Origin of the sequence: Halalkalibacter alkalisediminis, assembly GCF_028610705.1 — a bacterium.
GTDB classification, from domain to species: Bacteria; Bacillota; Bacilli; order Bacillales; family Bacillaceae_D; genus Halalkalibacter; species Halalkalibacter alkalisediminis.
Map to the genome: position 1 here is coordinate 36,899 of NZ_JAQQWT010000004.1, position 14,939 is coordinate 51,837.

Consider the following 14,939-nt stretch of genomic DNA (forward strand, 5'->3'; position numbering starts at 1 on the left):
TTTTATAAATTTATATTTTAGGAGTCTCACTCTACAATAAGAAAAGTGAGATTTCCTCAAATAGTATGATTAACACCGACGCGACCAGAAGCATAATAATATACGGTGGTGTTCCTCGAATGACATCCAAATACGATTTATTAAAGACCGCACTGGCGGTAAAGATATCGACCCCAAACGGTGGCGTTGCTGACCCTAAAGCGGCTTGGAATACAATAACAACTCCTAAGTGAATCGGATCCACACCCGCTTGCATCGCAACCGGATAAAAGATCGGTGTTAAAATTAAAATCACAACAATCGGATCGACAAACATACAACCAATGAAGAAGAAAATCGCGACGATGATTAACACTTGTAACGCTGTTGGATCTGCTCCAAGTACGGCTTCTGAGAACATTTGTGGAATTCTTGCCCGTGAAATTAACCATGAGAAGGCCTGGCCTGCAGCCACTAGAATAAAAACGGCCGATGTGACAAGTCCTGTAGAAAGAGCAATTTTCGGTACATCCGGCAACTTAATCGTACGAAAGATTAATAGTTCTAAAATGAGAGCATAGAGAACCGAAATAGCCGCAGCTTCTGTTGGACTAAAAATTCCAAAGTAAATCCCACCGACAATAATAGCGGGAAATCCAAGTGGAAACAGAGCTTTTACGGTTACTTTGTACCGTTCTTTCCACGACTGCTTTGATGCTTTTGGAATGTTGTAAATTCTTGCATGGATGTAACTATAAATCGCAAACATCCCGAAAATAAGTAAACCTGGTCCGATACCAGCAATGAATAAATCCCCTACTGACACTCTCGGTGCAGCTAAGGCGTAAATGATCATCCCGATACTTGGCGGGATTAATAAAGCAATATCACTCGCATTAATAATTAAAGCGATCGCACTCGAATCTTTGTAACCTACTGATAAAAGCCTTTTACGCATGGGCTTACCAATTGCCACAACCGTAGCTTGTGTGGAACCTGAAATCGAACCAAACAAAGTACAAGCAGCGGCCGTTGTAATCGCATAACCTCCACGTAAATGACCGACAAACGCTCCAACAAAGTCTAATAGCCGTTGCGATGTTTTTCCTGTAGACATAATGTCAGCTGCAAAGATAAACAGCGGAACCGCTAGTAGAACATAGGAAGAGATCCCTTCCATCATTTGTTGAATAAGAAACATAGGATTTACATTAGGCATAAAGAAGAGCACGACAACTATCGATGCTGCTGTCATCGGAATCATCATTGGAAATCCGAGCACAAGCAACACAATCATGACCGTTAACATAGTTGCTATCATTCTTTGTTCCTCGCAGTCTATTTTAATTTCTGAGAATTCATTTAAGAGTAATCCTTCTTCTCTTGAGCCAAATACACTTCCTTCTCTTTAATATTTACCCACATGTTTCGTAAAAATTGAATTCCACCGAGAACAAATCCGATTGGTACAAATGCGGCAAATAAATAGACCGGAACTTGCATGGCTGTTGTGACTCGTCCTGATGCGACAAGTGACATGAAGTAATCATAAGCAAATACAGACAATACGAAGAGGACAAAAGCGGTGATGGCTGGAATGATGATGGCAAGTGCTTTTCGAATTGGAAAAGGCGCTAGGTCATAAAATGCCGACATACTAATATGCCTTCCTTTTCTTGCTGCATAACTGATCCCCATAAAAGTGGCTACGGTCACAGCAAATCTACTTACTTCTTGGTGAAATGCCCAACTCGACCCTGTAATGGCTCGACTTAATACATTTCCTATAACCATTACAGCTATTAAAATAATCGAATAACTAAGAATCTGTTCCTCGATTTTCACTAGCCAACGGTCCAATGTTCGCAGCACGTTCAATGATCGATCTCCTCCTTTCATCATTTTTGACTGTTTTTTTTAAAACTACATAGTAATAATCATACTGGAAGAAGTTTCCCACCTCAAACACGATATACGAGCTTAATATAGACAGAAAACTTATAATCTAGCCTGAGCTTCACTAACACTTCTGATCTAGCTTAATGCTCCACACAACGCTCTTATAATCGCAAATGCTTAAGCCCGCGACAAAAAAAGACTTCATCCGCTAAGGATGAAGTCGCTCATTGCTTCGAGGTTTTATAAAAAGGGAAGTTCGGAGGACACTGAAAAAGGTACGTTCTTTACCTTTTTCAGCGCCCTCGGAAGTTCGCCCTTTTTTTATGCGACATGGCAATGGCTTCACTCTACTTGCCGCCTTTTGAGAAGATCACTCAAAAGGCTTAAAACCGTTTGCAGTGGCTTCGCTCATTGCTTCGAGGTTTTATAAAAAGGGAAGTTCGCCCTTTTTATAAAACCTCTCTATCCATTACTACCTGTGCTAGTGTTCTTGCCATGGCTCCAGTTCCGCCTAGTGGGCCTAGGTTGGTTGCTTTTGGTTGCCATGCGGTTCCGGCGATATCTAAGTGGACCCATGGGGTATTTCCGGCAAATTCACCGATGAATAGACCTGCGGTGATGCTTCCAGCTAAGCGGCCAGGTGCATTATTTAGATCTGCTACGTCACTTGTACGGAGCATTTGCTTGTACGGTTCGTAGTTTGGTAACTGCCAGATCCATTCTCCTGTTTCTGCAGATGCTTCCAATATGTCTTCCATTAATTCTTCGTTATTCGTAACAGCTCCTGTTGTACAGTTTCCAAGTGCAATTAAGACCGCTCCTGTTAAAGTAGCAACATCGATTAACGAAGTCGCCCCTAGTTGTTTCGCATAAGTTACTCCGTCGGCTAAGATTAAGCGGCCTTCTGCATCTGTATTACGAACTTCAATCGTTTTTCCACTTAAAGAACGAATGACATCGCCTGGCTTAAGAGCAGACCCATTCAATAAGTTCTCAGAAGAAGGAATGACCGCTAACACATTGACCTTTGGCTTCACATGCCCAATAATGTCCATCGCTCCTAGAACAGCCGCCGCCCCTCCCATATCCATTTTCATTTCATGCATATTTTCTCTACCTTTAATAGAAATCCCGCCGGAATCAAATGTTAGTCCTTTTCCCACAAAGGCGATAAGTTCGTCCGACTCTTTGTTCCCGATGTATTTTAAAACAATCATTTTTGGTGGTTGGTCACTCCCCGCCGCAACGGCTAATAATGCACCCATTCCAAGCTTCTCCATCTCTGCTTTTTCAAGAACCTCATATTCAAAGCCATGCTCTTTCGCTAGATCCACTGCTTCTTCAGCTAGTTCCGTAGGGGTCAGCAAATTACCTGGGGTATTGACTAGCTTTCTAGCTCGATTTGTTCCCATTCCATATGTATAGCCAAGCTGTACCGCTTCTCTAAGTGTTTCATGGTTCTCTCCATATAAGGTTACGCTCTCAACGCTAACATCGACTTCATTCGTTTTCTCTTTGTAATCCTCCACCTCATACGATCCTAAAGCTACACCTTCACCGATGAGAACAGCGACATCAGACGCGTCAATACGGTCGTCCACCACAAAACTCTCTACTAAAACACCAAGATTCTTTGTTTTATCGATTCTTGCTTGTTTTGCGACAAGTGCCATGTTTTCACGCAATGTTTCTGTTGTACACTCTCCCTTTTTACCTAACCCAATAACGTACACGGTTTCAAAATGTAGCAATCCAAGCGTATAAACTTTTTCTACGTCTTTAATTTTTGCTTTTTTTAGTTTCGTTAATTGACCTTTTAATCCATCGTCAATCGTTTGTACATCTTGCCCGAAAGATTCATTGTTAAAAACTCCAACCACAACGGCATCATGCTCGCTGCTTACATCAAACTTTGGTAAAATGGTAAACATTTTTTTCGCTCCTTTAGATTACGTACTTCTTTTATTATACACGGTTTACGATCTATTTCGATAAACGAAATGATTTTTTTGCCGATAAAACACGAATGCAAAACGAACACTAATAACAACAATTCATTTTATGTTATAATGAATGACAATCTAAACAGTCATTTTTGCTAAAAGGTTGTTTCTTTTGTTTCCGTTTTGAACACCACTTTATAAGGTATAAAGGACTAAAAGAGTACTCTTACTTGTTTGGAAAGGACGTTATAATCAACAATGGAAATATTTCAAAATTTCCCTTTATGGGCCGCGTTATTTGCGATTGGATTTGCTCAATTTGTCAAAGTACCACTCGCCTTTATTGCAACACGAAAATTAGAATGGGCTTTACTTACAAGTACAGGAGGCATGCCAAGTTCACATTCAGCAGCAGTGACCGCCTTATCAACAGCCATAGCACTTGAATTTGGCCTAGATTCCTCTTTTTTTGCTATATCAGCCATTTTTGGAATCATTGTCATGTTTGATGCAACCGGAATTAGACGTCATGCTGGTTACCATGCAACTGTTATCAACCAACTTGTCACTGATTTTAATAAGCTAGTTGATGAAGTAAAGTCTTGGCCTAAAAAGGAAGAATTAGAAAAACGAAAAGAACTGAAAGAGCTTTTGGGTCACCAACCGATTGAAGTGTTCTTTGGTGCCTTACTTGGGATCATCCTCACTTTAATTCTTCACGTTGCTATTCACTAAAGCTTCGCCAATCATTAATCTAATCGAAAGGAGATACCCTATGAGGATTATTTCTATTTGTCCAAGTAACACAGAACTCCTTGCTTATTTACAATTAACCAATCAATTAGTTGGTGTGGATGATTTTTCTGACTGGCCTAAATCCATTGAAGGGTTACCTCGACTCGGTCCTGATCTTTCCATTCGGATGGATGAAGTCGAAGCGTTAAAACCAGACCTTGTTCTTGCTTCTTTAAGTGTACCAGGCATGGAAAAGAATGTGGATGAACTCAAAAAAAGAGAGATCCCTCATGTTGTCTATAACCCCAATTCTTTAAAAGATATTAAAGAGAATTTGCTTGATTTAGGAAAGCGAACAGATAAAGTAGCAGAAGCCAAACAAATATTAGAGAAATACGATCACTTTTTACATACATACGAGGAAAAGTGTTACCAAGTAAATCCTACTAAACTGTACTGGGAATGGTGGCCTAAGCCCATTTTCACACCCGGTAAAAGAAATTGGTTAACGGAGATTAGCCAGTTAGCAGGTGGACGCAATGCGTACGATCATGTCGACCTTGCAAGTGTTCAAACCGACTGGGAAGATGTTTACCAGCAAAACCCAGATCATATCTGCCTTGCTTGGGTCGGTGTACAAACTGAAAAGGTCAAGCCAGAATTACTTTGGAAACGACCAAATTGGCCTGAGCTAGAGGCTCTTCAAATGAATCAGATACACATTTTAGAAGAAGAACTATATTGCCGTCCGTCACCGAGATTGCTTCTAGGATTAAAACAATTGGCAGCCATCCTTCACCCAGATATCATGCCTGAGAACGATGGTCTTGATCCACTACTAGAAAAAAAATAAGTTTGACCTAACGCAAAGTGACGTGCAGAACTGTCAATACAGAACGCACGTCACTTTCTTTTTTTAATTACTCATCTGATTTCGAAACACTTGTACAGCATCGTCTTCATTTAAACTCTTTAATTCTTCCTCCGTCAAACTTCCGTCACCTTTTTTTACGAGGTAGACTTCCACTTCCTGTTTACCCCATTCATTAAAGACTTCACTGACAGTATCATAGTATAAATCAATTTTATGCCCTTTTATAGCAGAACCAGTATCTGCTACAACTCCATACCCATAACCAGGAATAAACAATACCGTTCCAATTGGATAGACACTAGGATCAGCTGCAATCGTCGAATACAAATCACGCTTCACCTGCACACCTGAAAATGTAATTCCGTAACCTGGATGCCCTGGATTTTTACCTGTTGACTCATAACCCGCTGTGTAGCCGGTTGCGACTACCGTTTGAGAAGGATAGATGGACCAATCAATTGCTTCCTCTAGGGCAACTGGTTCTGATTCAACAATGTCTTGGGACATCGATTGTTCTTCCGTCCGCATGATAGGTAAGGATCTAGATCGTAAAGAGGTTCCTTTATACGCACTGTCACGAGCCGTATTAACCACCTCTTCTGAGCTAGTCTCGATATTTTCAATCATCCATTTTTGAAGTTCAGCAGCACTTACTCCTGAGAAAGTATGGAACGTTGTAAACAACGCGATCATAAATAAGCCGCTCATAAAAACTCTACGACTTAAAGTTTTCAAAGTTACCACAAATTTCACTCCTCTCATGAAAACAGCATTTCCAGAGAGAAACGAAAATATACGCATTAATTGATGGAAAATTTAAACAATAGAAGCAAAAAGCGAAAAAGCTCCTTTAGAATAAAGGCTATCGACATTCAATATCCCCTTACTAAGAGAGCTCTCTCTGATTTATTCCGTTCGAAATTGTCTCATTTGATTATCTAGTTGCTCACTGATTTCAGCTAGCTTTTTAATATTTTCAACAATTTCCTCCGTTGATTTTTAGCTGTTCCGTGCTAGATGCTGATATTTCCTCACTTCCAGCTGCGGTTTGCTCCGTCACTGCGCTAATGCTTTCAACTACTTCTAATACATTTTGAGCACTTGTTTTCGATTCTATTGTTGTTGCACTCAATTGATCAAGAAGTTCAGTCATTTGTTTCACACCATGCTCGATCGAACGAAAGACGCTTTCCGTTCTTTCTGTTATGGCCAGTTGCTTTCCTTGAATCCATTCTCCATTTTCAACTGCTTTCTTCGCTTCAACCATTTTCGTTTCAATCGCCGCTGTCATCGAGAAAATCGAACGAGTTGCTTCAGCTGACTGATCAGCAAGCTTACGAACTTCATCAGCGACGACGGCAAACCCTTTGCCTGCCTCACCAGCTCGTGCAGCTTCAATTGCGGCATTTAAAGCAAGCAAATTGGTTTGTTCTGAAATACCAGCTACAAGCGAAGCCATATCTTGAATGGATTGAAGATTGTCGGAAAGAGACTGAACCGAACTAGATATGAACTTGGTTGCATCCAGGCTTTGTTTTGAGAGCTCTCTCTGCTCCTCTACCGTCTCTTCTCCCTCTTTTACGGAGGAAGCTACTTCCTGACCGTAATTCACAGCATGGTCAACGGATGCAACATTCACGTCAAATACTTTTTCCAAGTTCTCCACATAAACGACTGCATCTTGCAAGTTTTCAGACACCTTTGTTGTTCCAGCAGCCATTTCCTCCATCGAAATCATCACTTGTTTGCTTGTATCAAATAATTGAGCGGTATCTCTTTTTACATTCGAACTGAAATTCGTCATTTCTTCACTCGCTTGACGCAATGAAAAGAGTAAAGTTTGAAGCTGTTGAACCATTTTCGTAAAAGAAGAGGTAAGACTTCCAATTTCATCCTTCGTATTTACTTTTATTTTTTCTCCCTGAAAGGCCGCATCCCTTTCTAGTACTTTTTTAATGATTTTTTAATTTTAACATATTCTTACATAATTATATCGATAAATTTCGACAAGATCGGACAGTTTCACTATTTACCATTTTTTCATTCCAACCATAACAAAAAAAAGCCTTCCTACTGGAAGACTCCTTAAAACATTTGATAACCTCTGACACGTAACATCTTTATGACGACTCCTGCGATAATCGCTCCAATAAAACCACACGTTAGAACTAAGATATCTACTAAGTGAAGTGCCATCAAATCAGCTCCTAGCAAAGCGAACGATGTTACAGGTGCAGTAAAATAATCAAAAAATCGAACGTTATCAACGATTAATATAACAATAATCGGATAGGCAAAGGCCATAATCCAAGTTGATCGCAAAACCATATTCAGCAAAAAACCGATTCCAAAAAATAATATCAAAAACAGAACCATCGAAATAACTAATTGCGGTAAATTCACGTCTTGCACCCCCGTATTCTTTATAAGTTTACTTAACACGGGACTTTTAAGTCAACTGTATGTCATGAAATCTTTGTGTCAATTTATTTTCTTAAATAAACATATATAAAAAGGACCAGATCCATTATGGACCTGGTACCTCTCTACATTCGCTTACTTTGATTGATGATCTTGCCCATTCCCTTTACATTGGTTACATGTTTCACTTCCTCCGAGAAGAAGTTGAAAGTAACCCGTTCCTTCGCAATACGGACAATGTTCCGCTTTAGTCTGTGTATATGAATGATTCATTTATAACACTCCTTATTTTCATTTAAAGTGATAAAGAAATATTATCAGAATAATTCAAAAAATAAAAGTTCGTCAAATAATCTTACTTTTTCATGTAAGCGCAAACATGAAGTTATTTCTTTTAATTATGTCCGTATTCTTACTTTTTCATGTACAAAAAAACGAATGCAATACATGCATTCGCTTTTTGTGCAGAGTATACATCCTCTACTTTTTTTATTACATTGGATTCTTTCCACGCTTTAGAACAAGTGCTGGTCCGCCTAATAAGAACAGGTAGCGGTTATCAATCATCTTCTTCATAAAGTTAGCTGAAGAACCAAATAATTTTCTTGTTCCAACAACACCGATTGCCTCTTTACCACCAAGCGAAGCAACAGTTCCTTTAATGTCCGGTTTAAACGTTTTTAACGAGTCACCTTTCATAAGGGCCTTGATATTATTTGCACATACTTCTGCCATTTGCATAGCAATTTGAGCAGTTGGAGGGTATGGACGATTGATTTCTTCATTGATAAGAAGCGCACAATCTCCAATAACAAAAATATCATTGTGACCAGGTGCACGTAAGTCAGGATCGACTTTAATACGTCCACGCATCGCTTCAAAACCAGACTTTTCAATGATCGCACTACCACGAACACCCGTCGCCCAAACGATTGTTTCAGATTTGATCTCATCGCCACTTGCAAGCGTAACACCTGTTTCTGTAACTTCTTTAATTGGGCAGTTGATTTTAAATTCAACACCACGACCTTCAAGAAGGTTCATTGCATATTCAACTAATTCTGGATCAAAACCTGGTAAAGCAGTTGGAGCTGCCTCAATGACATACATTTTAACTTTTTCACGCGGTACATCATAGCGTGCACATAATTCAGGTAGACGCTCAGATAGCTCACCAATAAATTCGATACCTGTAAATCCAGCACCTGCAACGATGAACGTGAGAAGCTCGTCCTGTGGCTCAGGTGTGTTATTGTATTTTGCAAACATATACTCAATATGTTCTTTCACTTCACGTGCCCCGTTTACAGTCCACTTGCTAAATGCATATTCGTGAACACCAGGTACGCCAAATGTTTCAGCTTCAGAACCTAGTCCGACTACAAGGTAATCAAACTCAAGTTCTCCATTTTCAAGAACAACTTTCTTTTCTTCGCGCTTAATTTCAACGACACTGTCTTTCACAAACTTAATCTTATTCAAATCCAAAACACTATTAATTGGCATACGAGTACGATCTGGGGATAAAGTTCCCGCAGCTGGCTCGTGTAACCATGTTGTTTGATAGTGGTAGTCATGCTTATTCACTAATGTAATGTTTGCTTCATTGTGTCCTAGTTGTTTAGACAAGCGTGATGCTGTAATCATGCCTGCATAACCGGCACCAAGTATAACGATATTCGGCTTCTTCAAATCAATCACTTCCATATTCTTTTTATTTTTTAAAGCTCCCCCGTAAACATTGTGATTCTTTTCACGAACCAAGATATAGTAAAACGTAAGTAAAAATGATAATTTCGCAAAAAATTCACAAATACACATCTAATAATATGGCTTTTCTTCTTATTTTTCAACATCTTTTCTTATTTTATCAAGCTTTTTTTTCAAATGAATGTAGCTTGTTGACATTTTCTTATTGTTAATGTAAACGAAAACAATTTTATTATTCGTCAGCCGTTTCAACAATGAGATATACTTATAATGACGACATTACAATTATAAGTGGCAGTCTAACAAGGTTCTTGCATTCCAGAGGGAGCCAACCTGAGGCTCATAATTTCGAAGAGTTCATCATATGAGCTTGTTAAATGGTGAATATCCACTTTTCAGTCGCGAAATAAATGCCAAAAGCCTTCACCACCTGAATAGTTCCTTTCAAACAAAAAAAGCCTCATAACGAGGACGACTCGTTACAAGGACTTGATAAAATTAAATTTAGCACTCTTCTGGTGTTCCTGTATTCGTTGCTGTCCGGAACGACGAGCCACATCCACAAGATGCAATAGCATTTGGATTATCGATCGTAAATCCGCCACCCATCATGTTCTGCTTGTAATCAACAACAAGCCCATTAATGATTGGCTCACTTTCTTTGTCAACTAAGACAGAAAGTCCATTTATATCTAACAGTGTATCTTCATCATGTTTCTCTGAATCAAAACCCATTCCATATGAAAGTCCGCTACAGCCGCCGCCTTTTACACCAATGCGAAGCATTAAGTTGTTTTCACCTTCAGCTTTCATCATGTCTTTAATTTGGCTTACTGCTGCATCCGTTAATGTAATCACGAACATCCCTCCTAATCGCTGTTACGATTAGTATACTCCTTCAGACCTTGAACCTCAAGTGATCCACTCGCGGAATTCTTTCAGTAAGAAAACGAACGTTGCCAATTAGTTGATCTATTGGGTACTTCTAACAGAATCATTTTATTATGTGCACGATCTAATTCTTGACTATAATGAAGTACGATAGGATGACTCATTCCGTATTGTCCTGCTGCATTAACCATTTTGTTACGTAGTTCCTCAATTTTTTCCAGACATGCTTCTTGTTTCAATACTTTGTTCATCTCCATCACCCTCTCCACAGACAGCTTTTAATCTCTTTCGCACACCTCAGTTTAGTATTAAAGTAATAGTACCAAACAAAAGGAAATTAATGCAATATGCTAACTATTAAAAATAGGTTTTTTTTATTAAAATTTACAAATTTATGAAATTTGTAATGCCGATGATTTCCCATAAAAATGCTATTTCTTTCTTTAATCCTATTCTGATAGTATAATAGTAGGCAAATACGAAAGAATATAAACCTTTTTTATTAAGTTCTATAAAAAGAAGCAAAATCCTTCTTGTAATTCGAACTTCAATATAGAATATGAACGGTTTATTTAGATCGAAATGGAGGACAAGTTGATGGGAATTATGTTAACCGATACAAAACTGCAAACCATTGCAGAAAAAGTCAACCACGACGAACGTCTTACGATAGAGGATGGCTTATACTTATTCGATAGTCCTGATTTACTTGGTATTGCTCAGTTAGCAAACCAAGTCAACCATAAGAAAAACGGAGACCATGTTTACTTTATTGAAAACATGTACATCAATCCGACTAATGTTTGTGAAGCCAATTGTGGTTTTTGCGGTTTTAAGCGCAAGCCAGGTGAAGAAGGCGCTTATACAATGGATAGTGACGCATTACTTGAATATGTGGAGAAAAGATGGAATGATAACATCCGTGAATTCCATATTGTTGGTGGACATAATCATGAGGTTCCTTTTGACTATTATTTGAACACGATTCGTACGTTAAAAAAGCACTACCCTCAAGTTACGGTAAAAGCTTATACGGGTGCTGAAATTGAGTTCTTCTCACGTATTTCAGGTTTATCGATGAAAGAAGTTCTTGAAGAATTAATGAAAGCTGGTTTGGATACTCTACCTGGCGGTGGTGCTGAAATTTTAACAGAGCGCTATCGTTTAAAAATGAGTCCAGACAAAGCATCAACGGACCAATGGTTAGAGGCTCACGAAATTGCCCACAACCTAGGATTAAAGACGCATGCAACAATGCTCTATGGTTCCATTGAAACAAAAGAAGAGCGCCTTATTCATATGGATCGCCTTCGCAAGCTTCAAGACCGCACGAATGGGTACATGGTCTTTATCCCACTAGCCATGCAACCACGTAGTATCAATGCCGGAATTAAGCGTCGTACAACTGCCTATGATGATATGCGGACATTGGCGATTAGTCGTTTAATGTTAGACAACTTTGATCACATCAAAGCTTACTGGATTAACATTGGTGTTCAGCTAACACAAATGGCTTTAACATTTGGTTCAAGCGACATTCATGGTACGTTAATCGAAGAGCGTATTTCACATGCTGTTGGAGCGTTAACCTCGCAAGGAATTACTCGTGAAGAGCTCATCTATCTTATTAAGAGCGCCGGGAAAACACCAGTTGAGCGCGATACGTTTTATAATGTGATTAAGACTTATTAATAATCAAAGAAAAGCTAGGAGAAAACGCTCCTAGCTTTTCTTTTTTCCTCCTGTAAAAGAAAAAAAGATAACATGTCCACTCTATTACTTCTCTCCTATTAGCGATATTTATTCAAAATGCTTTATCTGACAACTTCCTCCTTTTTCTCTACAGCCCCTCTACTCCCGACAATGATCGACTTCATTCTTCTTTTTACCCTAGTTATTTAGTAATACGAAACATTTACAGAAGATAGGTTTTTCTAATCTTACAAGCTTATCTTCCTTTATTTACAATATTGTTGTAGGCAATTCTATTAACGAGGAGGAGTTTTATGAAGAAGATGAGTAAAAAAATTCTTACTGTTTCTCTAGCAAGTGCTATGGCGTTTGGTGCTCTTGCAACGGCGGCAATTCCTGTGGGAGCTGTAGGAAATGGACCAAATTACAACGGAAACGAATCCATACGGACCTCCATGCTTATTACATATGATGAAATGGTTGATTATCTAAAAAAACAAGAAAAAATGCAAGAAGCATTAGAACTCGAGGTTATTGGACAAACAGTAAAAGGGCGCGATATTTATTTAGCTAAATACATCTCGAATCCTGCTAATCCAACGATCCTCTTTTTGACTCAACAGCACGGGAACGAGCAACTAGCTACTGAAGGCGCTTTGGAGTTCATTAAACACCTCGGTACTGGTAAAACAAAAGGCGTATTAGAGAATGTAAACGTTCTAATCGTTCCAATGCAAAACGCTGATGGTGCAATGGGAGACGTTAACTTCTCTACTGAGAATTATGTTGCTGATGGTGGTCGTCATCTTACTCGTACGAATGCGAATAACTTTGACTTAAACCGTGAACATGATAAAGAAGTTTCTTCTATGCAACCTGAAGCATATGCGTTACACAAAAATGTTCTTGAGAAATATGACATTGATTACTTGATTGATTTACATCATCAAGGAACCCAAAGTGAAATAAACGGAAAATATGTATCTGGCTCGATTTTATATCCGACTAATTCATCTATTAACCCTGAAGTAGTTGAAAACTCTAAGAAATTGGGTGCCGTTGTTTATCACGAAATTGAATCAAAAGGGTGGGGCCATCTAGGTAAATACAACGGAGGAACAGGCTTAAACATTGGTCGAAACGGAATTGCCGAAAGATACGATATTGCCACACTTTTATTTGAAATGCGTGGGATGTCTGACCACTCCTACGAACCATATGTATTAGGGCAAAAAAGCAATGGTTATTTAATCAAACAATCCATTGCGACGCTTGATTCTACGGTTAGAGCCATTGCTGACGGTTCGATCGAATCTGTAGATACTAGTTTCTGGGAAATATTACCTTTCCAAACCAATAGAATTGCTGAGGAAGAAGAAGGCGAATAAAGAAAAAAGGTAACCGATGAAGGTTACCTTTCTCCTGTTAACTAAATACATCAAAATGAACCTTTATTTTCTTTCAAAGGTTCCCTCACAAATCACTTCAGCCGCCCCCTTCATAAGGACATTCCCATCTTCTTGCCAAGTGATCGCTAAATCTCCTCCGAGCAAATGAACAATGACTTCTTCCCCTTTTTGACAGTGACCATTAAGAACCGCAGCAACTACCGCAGCACATGCTCCTGTTCCACAAGCTTGTGTAATACCAGAACCTCTTTCCCACACGCGAAAATGAAGCTCCGTTTCGGATACCACTTCAACAAACTCGACATTTACCCATTCAGGGAAACGCTCATCCTTTTCCATTTTAGGTCCGATTGTTTCCACTGGCGCCTCTTCAATATGTTCCACAAACATGACCGCATGCGGATTTCCCATTGAAACAGCAGTTACTTTTAATTCTTGATCCTCAAATGTAAATAATTCTCCGACTACTTGCTCTTGTTCTTCGCCTAGCATCGGGATCGCCTGTCTCGCAAGGATAGGATGCCCCATATCGACACTCACTGTATGAACTCTATCGTTTTGTACATGAACCGTCGCTTCAACCAAGCCACCTACTGTTTCAATTTTAAATGTTTCTTTTTCAATATACCCATTCTCAAAAGCAAATTTCGCAACACAGCGCAAGCCATTTCCACAATTTTTTGCTTCAGATCCATCGTTGTTAAAAACACGCATTTTAACAGGCGCGACGTCAGATGGACAAACCAAAATCATTCCATCGGAACCAATTCCTTTATTTTTATCAGCAACTTCAATCGCTAATGAGGCCAATTTATCTTCATCAAGCGTTTGTTTAAACATATCAACATAAATATAGCTATTTCCTAATCCGTGCATTTTTGTGAATTGCAAATTGGTTCAATCCTTTCTTAACTTCTTATCAGTCCAAAAGTAATCTTCATCCGCTTCAAGAATGGTCATTTTCCCATTGCAGCACGGCATAATTAAATTGGTTTTTATACTTTCCTGCGCTCGCTTAAATTCTGATTTTTTCATATTGGTTAACACATTTTCCGCCCCACAGAAAGGACATGTTTGCACATATATATCATTAAACAGGCGCTCATATGGCCAGGTATTTACAAATGGGATGACATCCACCTGTTCACACTTCCTTCCCCGCTTCAAGTCTGTCGTTTTAAGGGTGCAATGGCTACGTTCACTGCTTAGATGGAAAGAAAAAAGGTAAAGTTCGACCTCTTTTCTTTCTCCTAATTCGCCCTGTACTTATGGTGTTTGCAGTGGCTTCGCTCATTGCTTAGATAGAAATAAAAAAGGTAAAGTTCGACCTTTTTTCTTTCTCCTAATTCGCCCTGTACTTATGGTGTTTGCAATGGCTTCGCTCAC

At 39.1% G+C, this 14,939-nt stretch carries 16 protein-coding genes; 4 read left to right on the forward strand and 12 right to left on the reverse strand.

Going from position 1 to position 14,939, the window contains the following annotated elements; genetic code table 11:
• Nucleotides 1-31: 31 nt before the first annotated feature.
• The 3 genes from PQ474_RS07380 to PQ474_RS07390 all read right to left on the reverse strand — a co-directional run bounded on the left by PQ474_RS07380 (nucleotide 32) and on the right by PQ474_RS07390 (nucleotide 3,809).
• Nucleotides 32-1,300, reverse strand: a complete 1,269-nt coding sequence (locus PQ474_RS07380) for a TRAP transporter large permease (RefSeq protein WP_273841452.1) — start codon at nucleotides 1,298-1,300, stop codon at nucleotides 32-34.
• A 41-nt stretch (nucleotides 1,301-1,341) separates the two neighbouring features.
• Nucleotides 1,342-1,851: a TRAP transporter small permease gene (locus PQ474_RS07385; RefSeq protein ID WP_337956351.1), complete on the reverse strand. Its 510-nt coding sequence runs from the start codon at nucleotides 1,849-1,851 to the stop codon at nucleotides 1,342-1,344.
• A 476-nt stretch (nucleotides 1,852-2,327) separates the two neighbouring features.
• Nucleotides 2,328-3,809, reverse strand: coding sequence for a leucyl aminopeptidase (locus PQ474_RS07390; RefSeq protein WP_273841456.1), 1,482 nt, complete (start codon nucleotides 3,807-3,809; stop codon nucleotides 2,328-2,330).
• A gap of 270 nt (nucleotides 3,810-4,079) precedes the next feature.
• Here PQ474_RS07390 and PQ474_RS07395 point away from each other — a divergent pair, with 270 nt between their 5' ends.
• Complete coding sequence (locus PQ474_RS07395) at nucleotides 4,080-4,556, forward strand: divergent PAP2 family protein (RefSeq protein ID WP_273841458.1); 477 nt, start codon at nucleotides 4,080-4,082, stop codon at nucleotides 4,554-4,556.
• 40 nt (nucleotides 4,557-4,596) lie between these two features.
• The gene (locus PQ474_RS07400; RefSeq protein ID WP_273841461.1) at nucleotides 4,597-5,409 is read left to right on the forward strand and encodes a cobalamin-binding protein; all 813 of its coding nucleotides are present in this window, start codon (nucleotides 4,597-4,599) and stop codon (nucleotides 5,407-5,409) included.
• A gap of 63 nt (nucleotides 5,410-5,472) precedes the next feature.
• On the opposite strand, the gene PQ474_RS07405 is transcribed toward PQ474_RS07400, so the two are convergent.
• The 7 genes from PQ474_RS07405 to PQ474_RS07435 all read right to left on the reverse strand — a co-directional run bounded on the left by PQ474_RS07405 (nucleotide 5,473) and on the right by PQ474_RS07435 (nucleotide 10,703).
• Nucleotides 5,473-6,174, reverse strand: coding sequence for a 3D domain-containing protein (locus tag PQ474_RS07405; RefSeq protein WP_273841463.1), 702 nt, complete (start codon nucleotides 6,172-6,174; stop codon nucleotides 5,473-5,475).
• Nucleotides 6,175-6,406: 232 nt separating this feature from the next.
• On the reverse strand, nucleotides 6,407-7,234 hold the full coding sequence (locus PQ474_RS07410) for a methyl-accepting chemotaxis protein (protein WP_273841465.1): 828 nt from the start codon (nucleotides 7,232-7,234) through the stop codon (nucleotides 6,407-6,409).
• Nucleotides 7,235-7,515: 281 nt separating this feature from the next.
• The gene (locus tag PQ474_RS07415; RefSeq protein WP_273841467.1) at nucleotides 7,516-7,833 is read right to left on the reverse strand and encodes a YuiB family protein; all 318 of its coding nucleotides are present in this window, start codon (nucleotides 7,831-7,833) and stop codon (nucleotides 7,516-7,518) included.
• A 153-nt stretch (nucleotides 7,834-7,986) separates the two neighbouring features.
• Complete coding sequence (locus PQ474_RS07420) at nucleotides 7,987-8,124, reverse strand: YuiA family protein (protein ID WP_273841469.1); 138 nt, start codon at nucleotides 8,122-8,124, stop codon at nucleotides 7,987-7,989.
• Nucleotides 8,125-8,343: 219 nt separating this feature from the next.
• Nucleotides 8,344-9,558, reverse strand: coding sequence for an NAD(P)/FAD-dependent oxidoreductase (locus tag PQ474_RS07425; protein WP_273842125.1), 1,215 nt, complete (start codon nucleotides 9,556-9,558; stop codon nucleotides 8,344-8,346).
• Between the two features lie 507 nt (nucleotides 9,559-10,065).
• Entirely contained in the window at nucleotides 10,066-10,419 is a 354-nt protein-coding gene (locus PQ474_RS07430) for a HesB/IscA family protein (RefSeq protein ID WP_273841471.1), read from the reverse strand.
• Nucleotides 10,420-10,499: 80 nt separating this feature from the next.
• Nucleotides 10,500-10,703: an aspartyl-phosphate phosphatase Spo0E family protein gene (locus PQ474_RS07435; protein ID WP_273841473.1), complete on the reverse strand. Its 204-nt coding sequence runs from the start codon at nucleotides 10,701-10,703 to the stop codon at nucleotides 10,500-10,502.
• Between the two features lie 346 nt (nucleotides 10,704-11,049).
• Here PQ474_RS07435 and mqnE point away from each other — a divergent pair, with 346 nt between their 5' ends.
• A complete protein-coding gene (gene mqnE / locus PQ474_RS07440; protein WP_273841475.1) occupies nucleotides 11,050-12,144 on the forward strand; it encodes an aminofutalosine synthase MqnE in 1,095 nt (364 codons plus the stop codon).
• Between the two features lie 323 nt (nucleotides 12,145-12,467).
• Nucleotides 12,468-13,532 carry a M14 family zinc carboxypeptidase gene (locus tag PQ474_RS07445; protein ID WP_273842127.1) on the forward strand — a complete coding sequence of 355 codons (1,065 nt, stop codon included), beginning with the start codon at nucleotides 12,468-12,470 and terminating at the stop codon, nucleotides 13,530-13,532.
• 63 nt (nucleotides 13,533-13,595) lie between these two features.
• On the opposite strand, the gene dapF is transcribed toward PQ474_RS07445, so the two are convergent.
• Together dapF and PQ474_RS07455 are read right to left on the reverse strand one after the other, a co-directional pair.
• Complete coding sequence (gene dapF / locus PQ474_RS07450) at nucleotides 13,596-14,429, reverse strand: diaminopimelate epimerase (protein ID WP_273842129.1); 834 nt, start codon at nucleotides 14,427-14,429, stop codon at nucleotides 13,596-13,598.
• A 21-nt stretch (nucleotides 14,430-14,450) separates the two neighbouring features.
• Nucleotides 14,451-14,693 carry a hypothetical protein gene (locus tag PQ474_RS07455; RefSeq protein ID WP_273841476.1) on the reverse strand — a complete coding sequence of 81 codons (243 nt, stop codon included), beginning with the start codon at nucleotides 14,691-14,693 and terminating at the stop codon, nucleotides 14,451-14,453.
• Between the last annotated feature and the right edge of the window lie 246 nt (nucleotides 14,694-14,939).

Bases quoted from the DNA above. Each gene is read 5' to 3' on its own strand.
- PQ474_RS07380 (WP_273841452.1), bottom strand. From the start codon at position 1,300: ATGATAGCAACTATGTTAACGGTCATGATTGTGTTGCTTGTGCTCGGA.
- PQ474_RS07390 (WP_273841456.1), bottom strand. From the start codon at position 3,809: ATGTTTACCATTTTACCAAAGTTTGATGTAAGCAGCGAGCATGATGCC.
- PQ474_RS07395 (WP_273841458.1), top strand. From the start codon at position 4,080: ATGGAAATATTTCAAAATTTCCCTTTATGGGCCGCGTTATTTGCGATT.
- PQ474_RS07400 (WP_273841461.1), top strand. From the start codon at position 4,597: ATGAGGATTATTTCTATTTGTCCAAGTAACACAGAACTCCTTGCTTAT.
- PQ474_RS07410 (WP_273841465.1), bottom strand. From the start codon at position 7,234: ATGACGAATTTCAGTTCGAATGTAAAAAGAGATACCGCTCAATTATTT.
- PQ474_RS07420 (WP_273841469.1), bottom strand. From the start codon at position 8,124: ATGAATCATTCATATACACAGACTAAAGCGGAACATTGTCCGTATTGC.
- PQ474_RS07425 (WP_273842125.1), bottom strand. From the start codon at position 9,558: ATGGAAGTGATTGATTTGAAGAAGCCGAATATCGTTATACTTGGTGCC.
- PQ474_RS07435 (WP_273841473.1), bottom strand. From the start codon at position 10,703: ATGAACAAAGTATTGAAACAAGAAGCATGTCTGGAAAAAATTGAGGAA.
- mqnE (WP_273841475.1), top strand. From the start codon at position 11,050: ATGGGAATTATGTTAACCGATACAAAACTGCAAACCATTGCAGAAAAA.
- PQ474_RS07445 (WP_273842127.1), top strand. From the start codon at position 12,468: ATGAGTAAAAAAATTCTTACTGTTTCTCTAGCAAGTGCTATGGCGTTT.
- dapF (WP_273842129.1), bottom strand. From the start codon at position 14,429: ATGCACGGATTAGGAAATAGCTATATTTATGTTGATATGTTTAAACAA.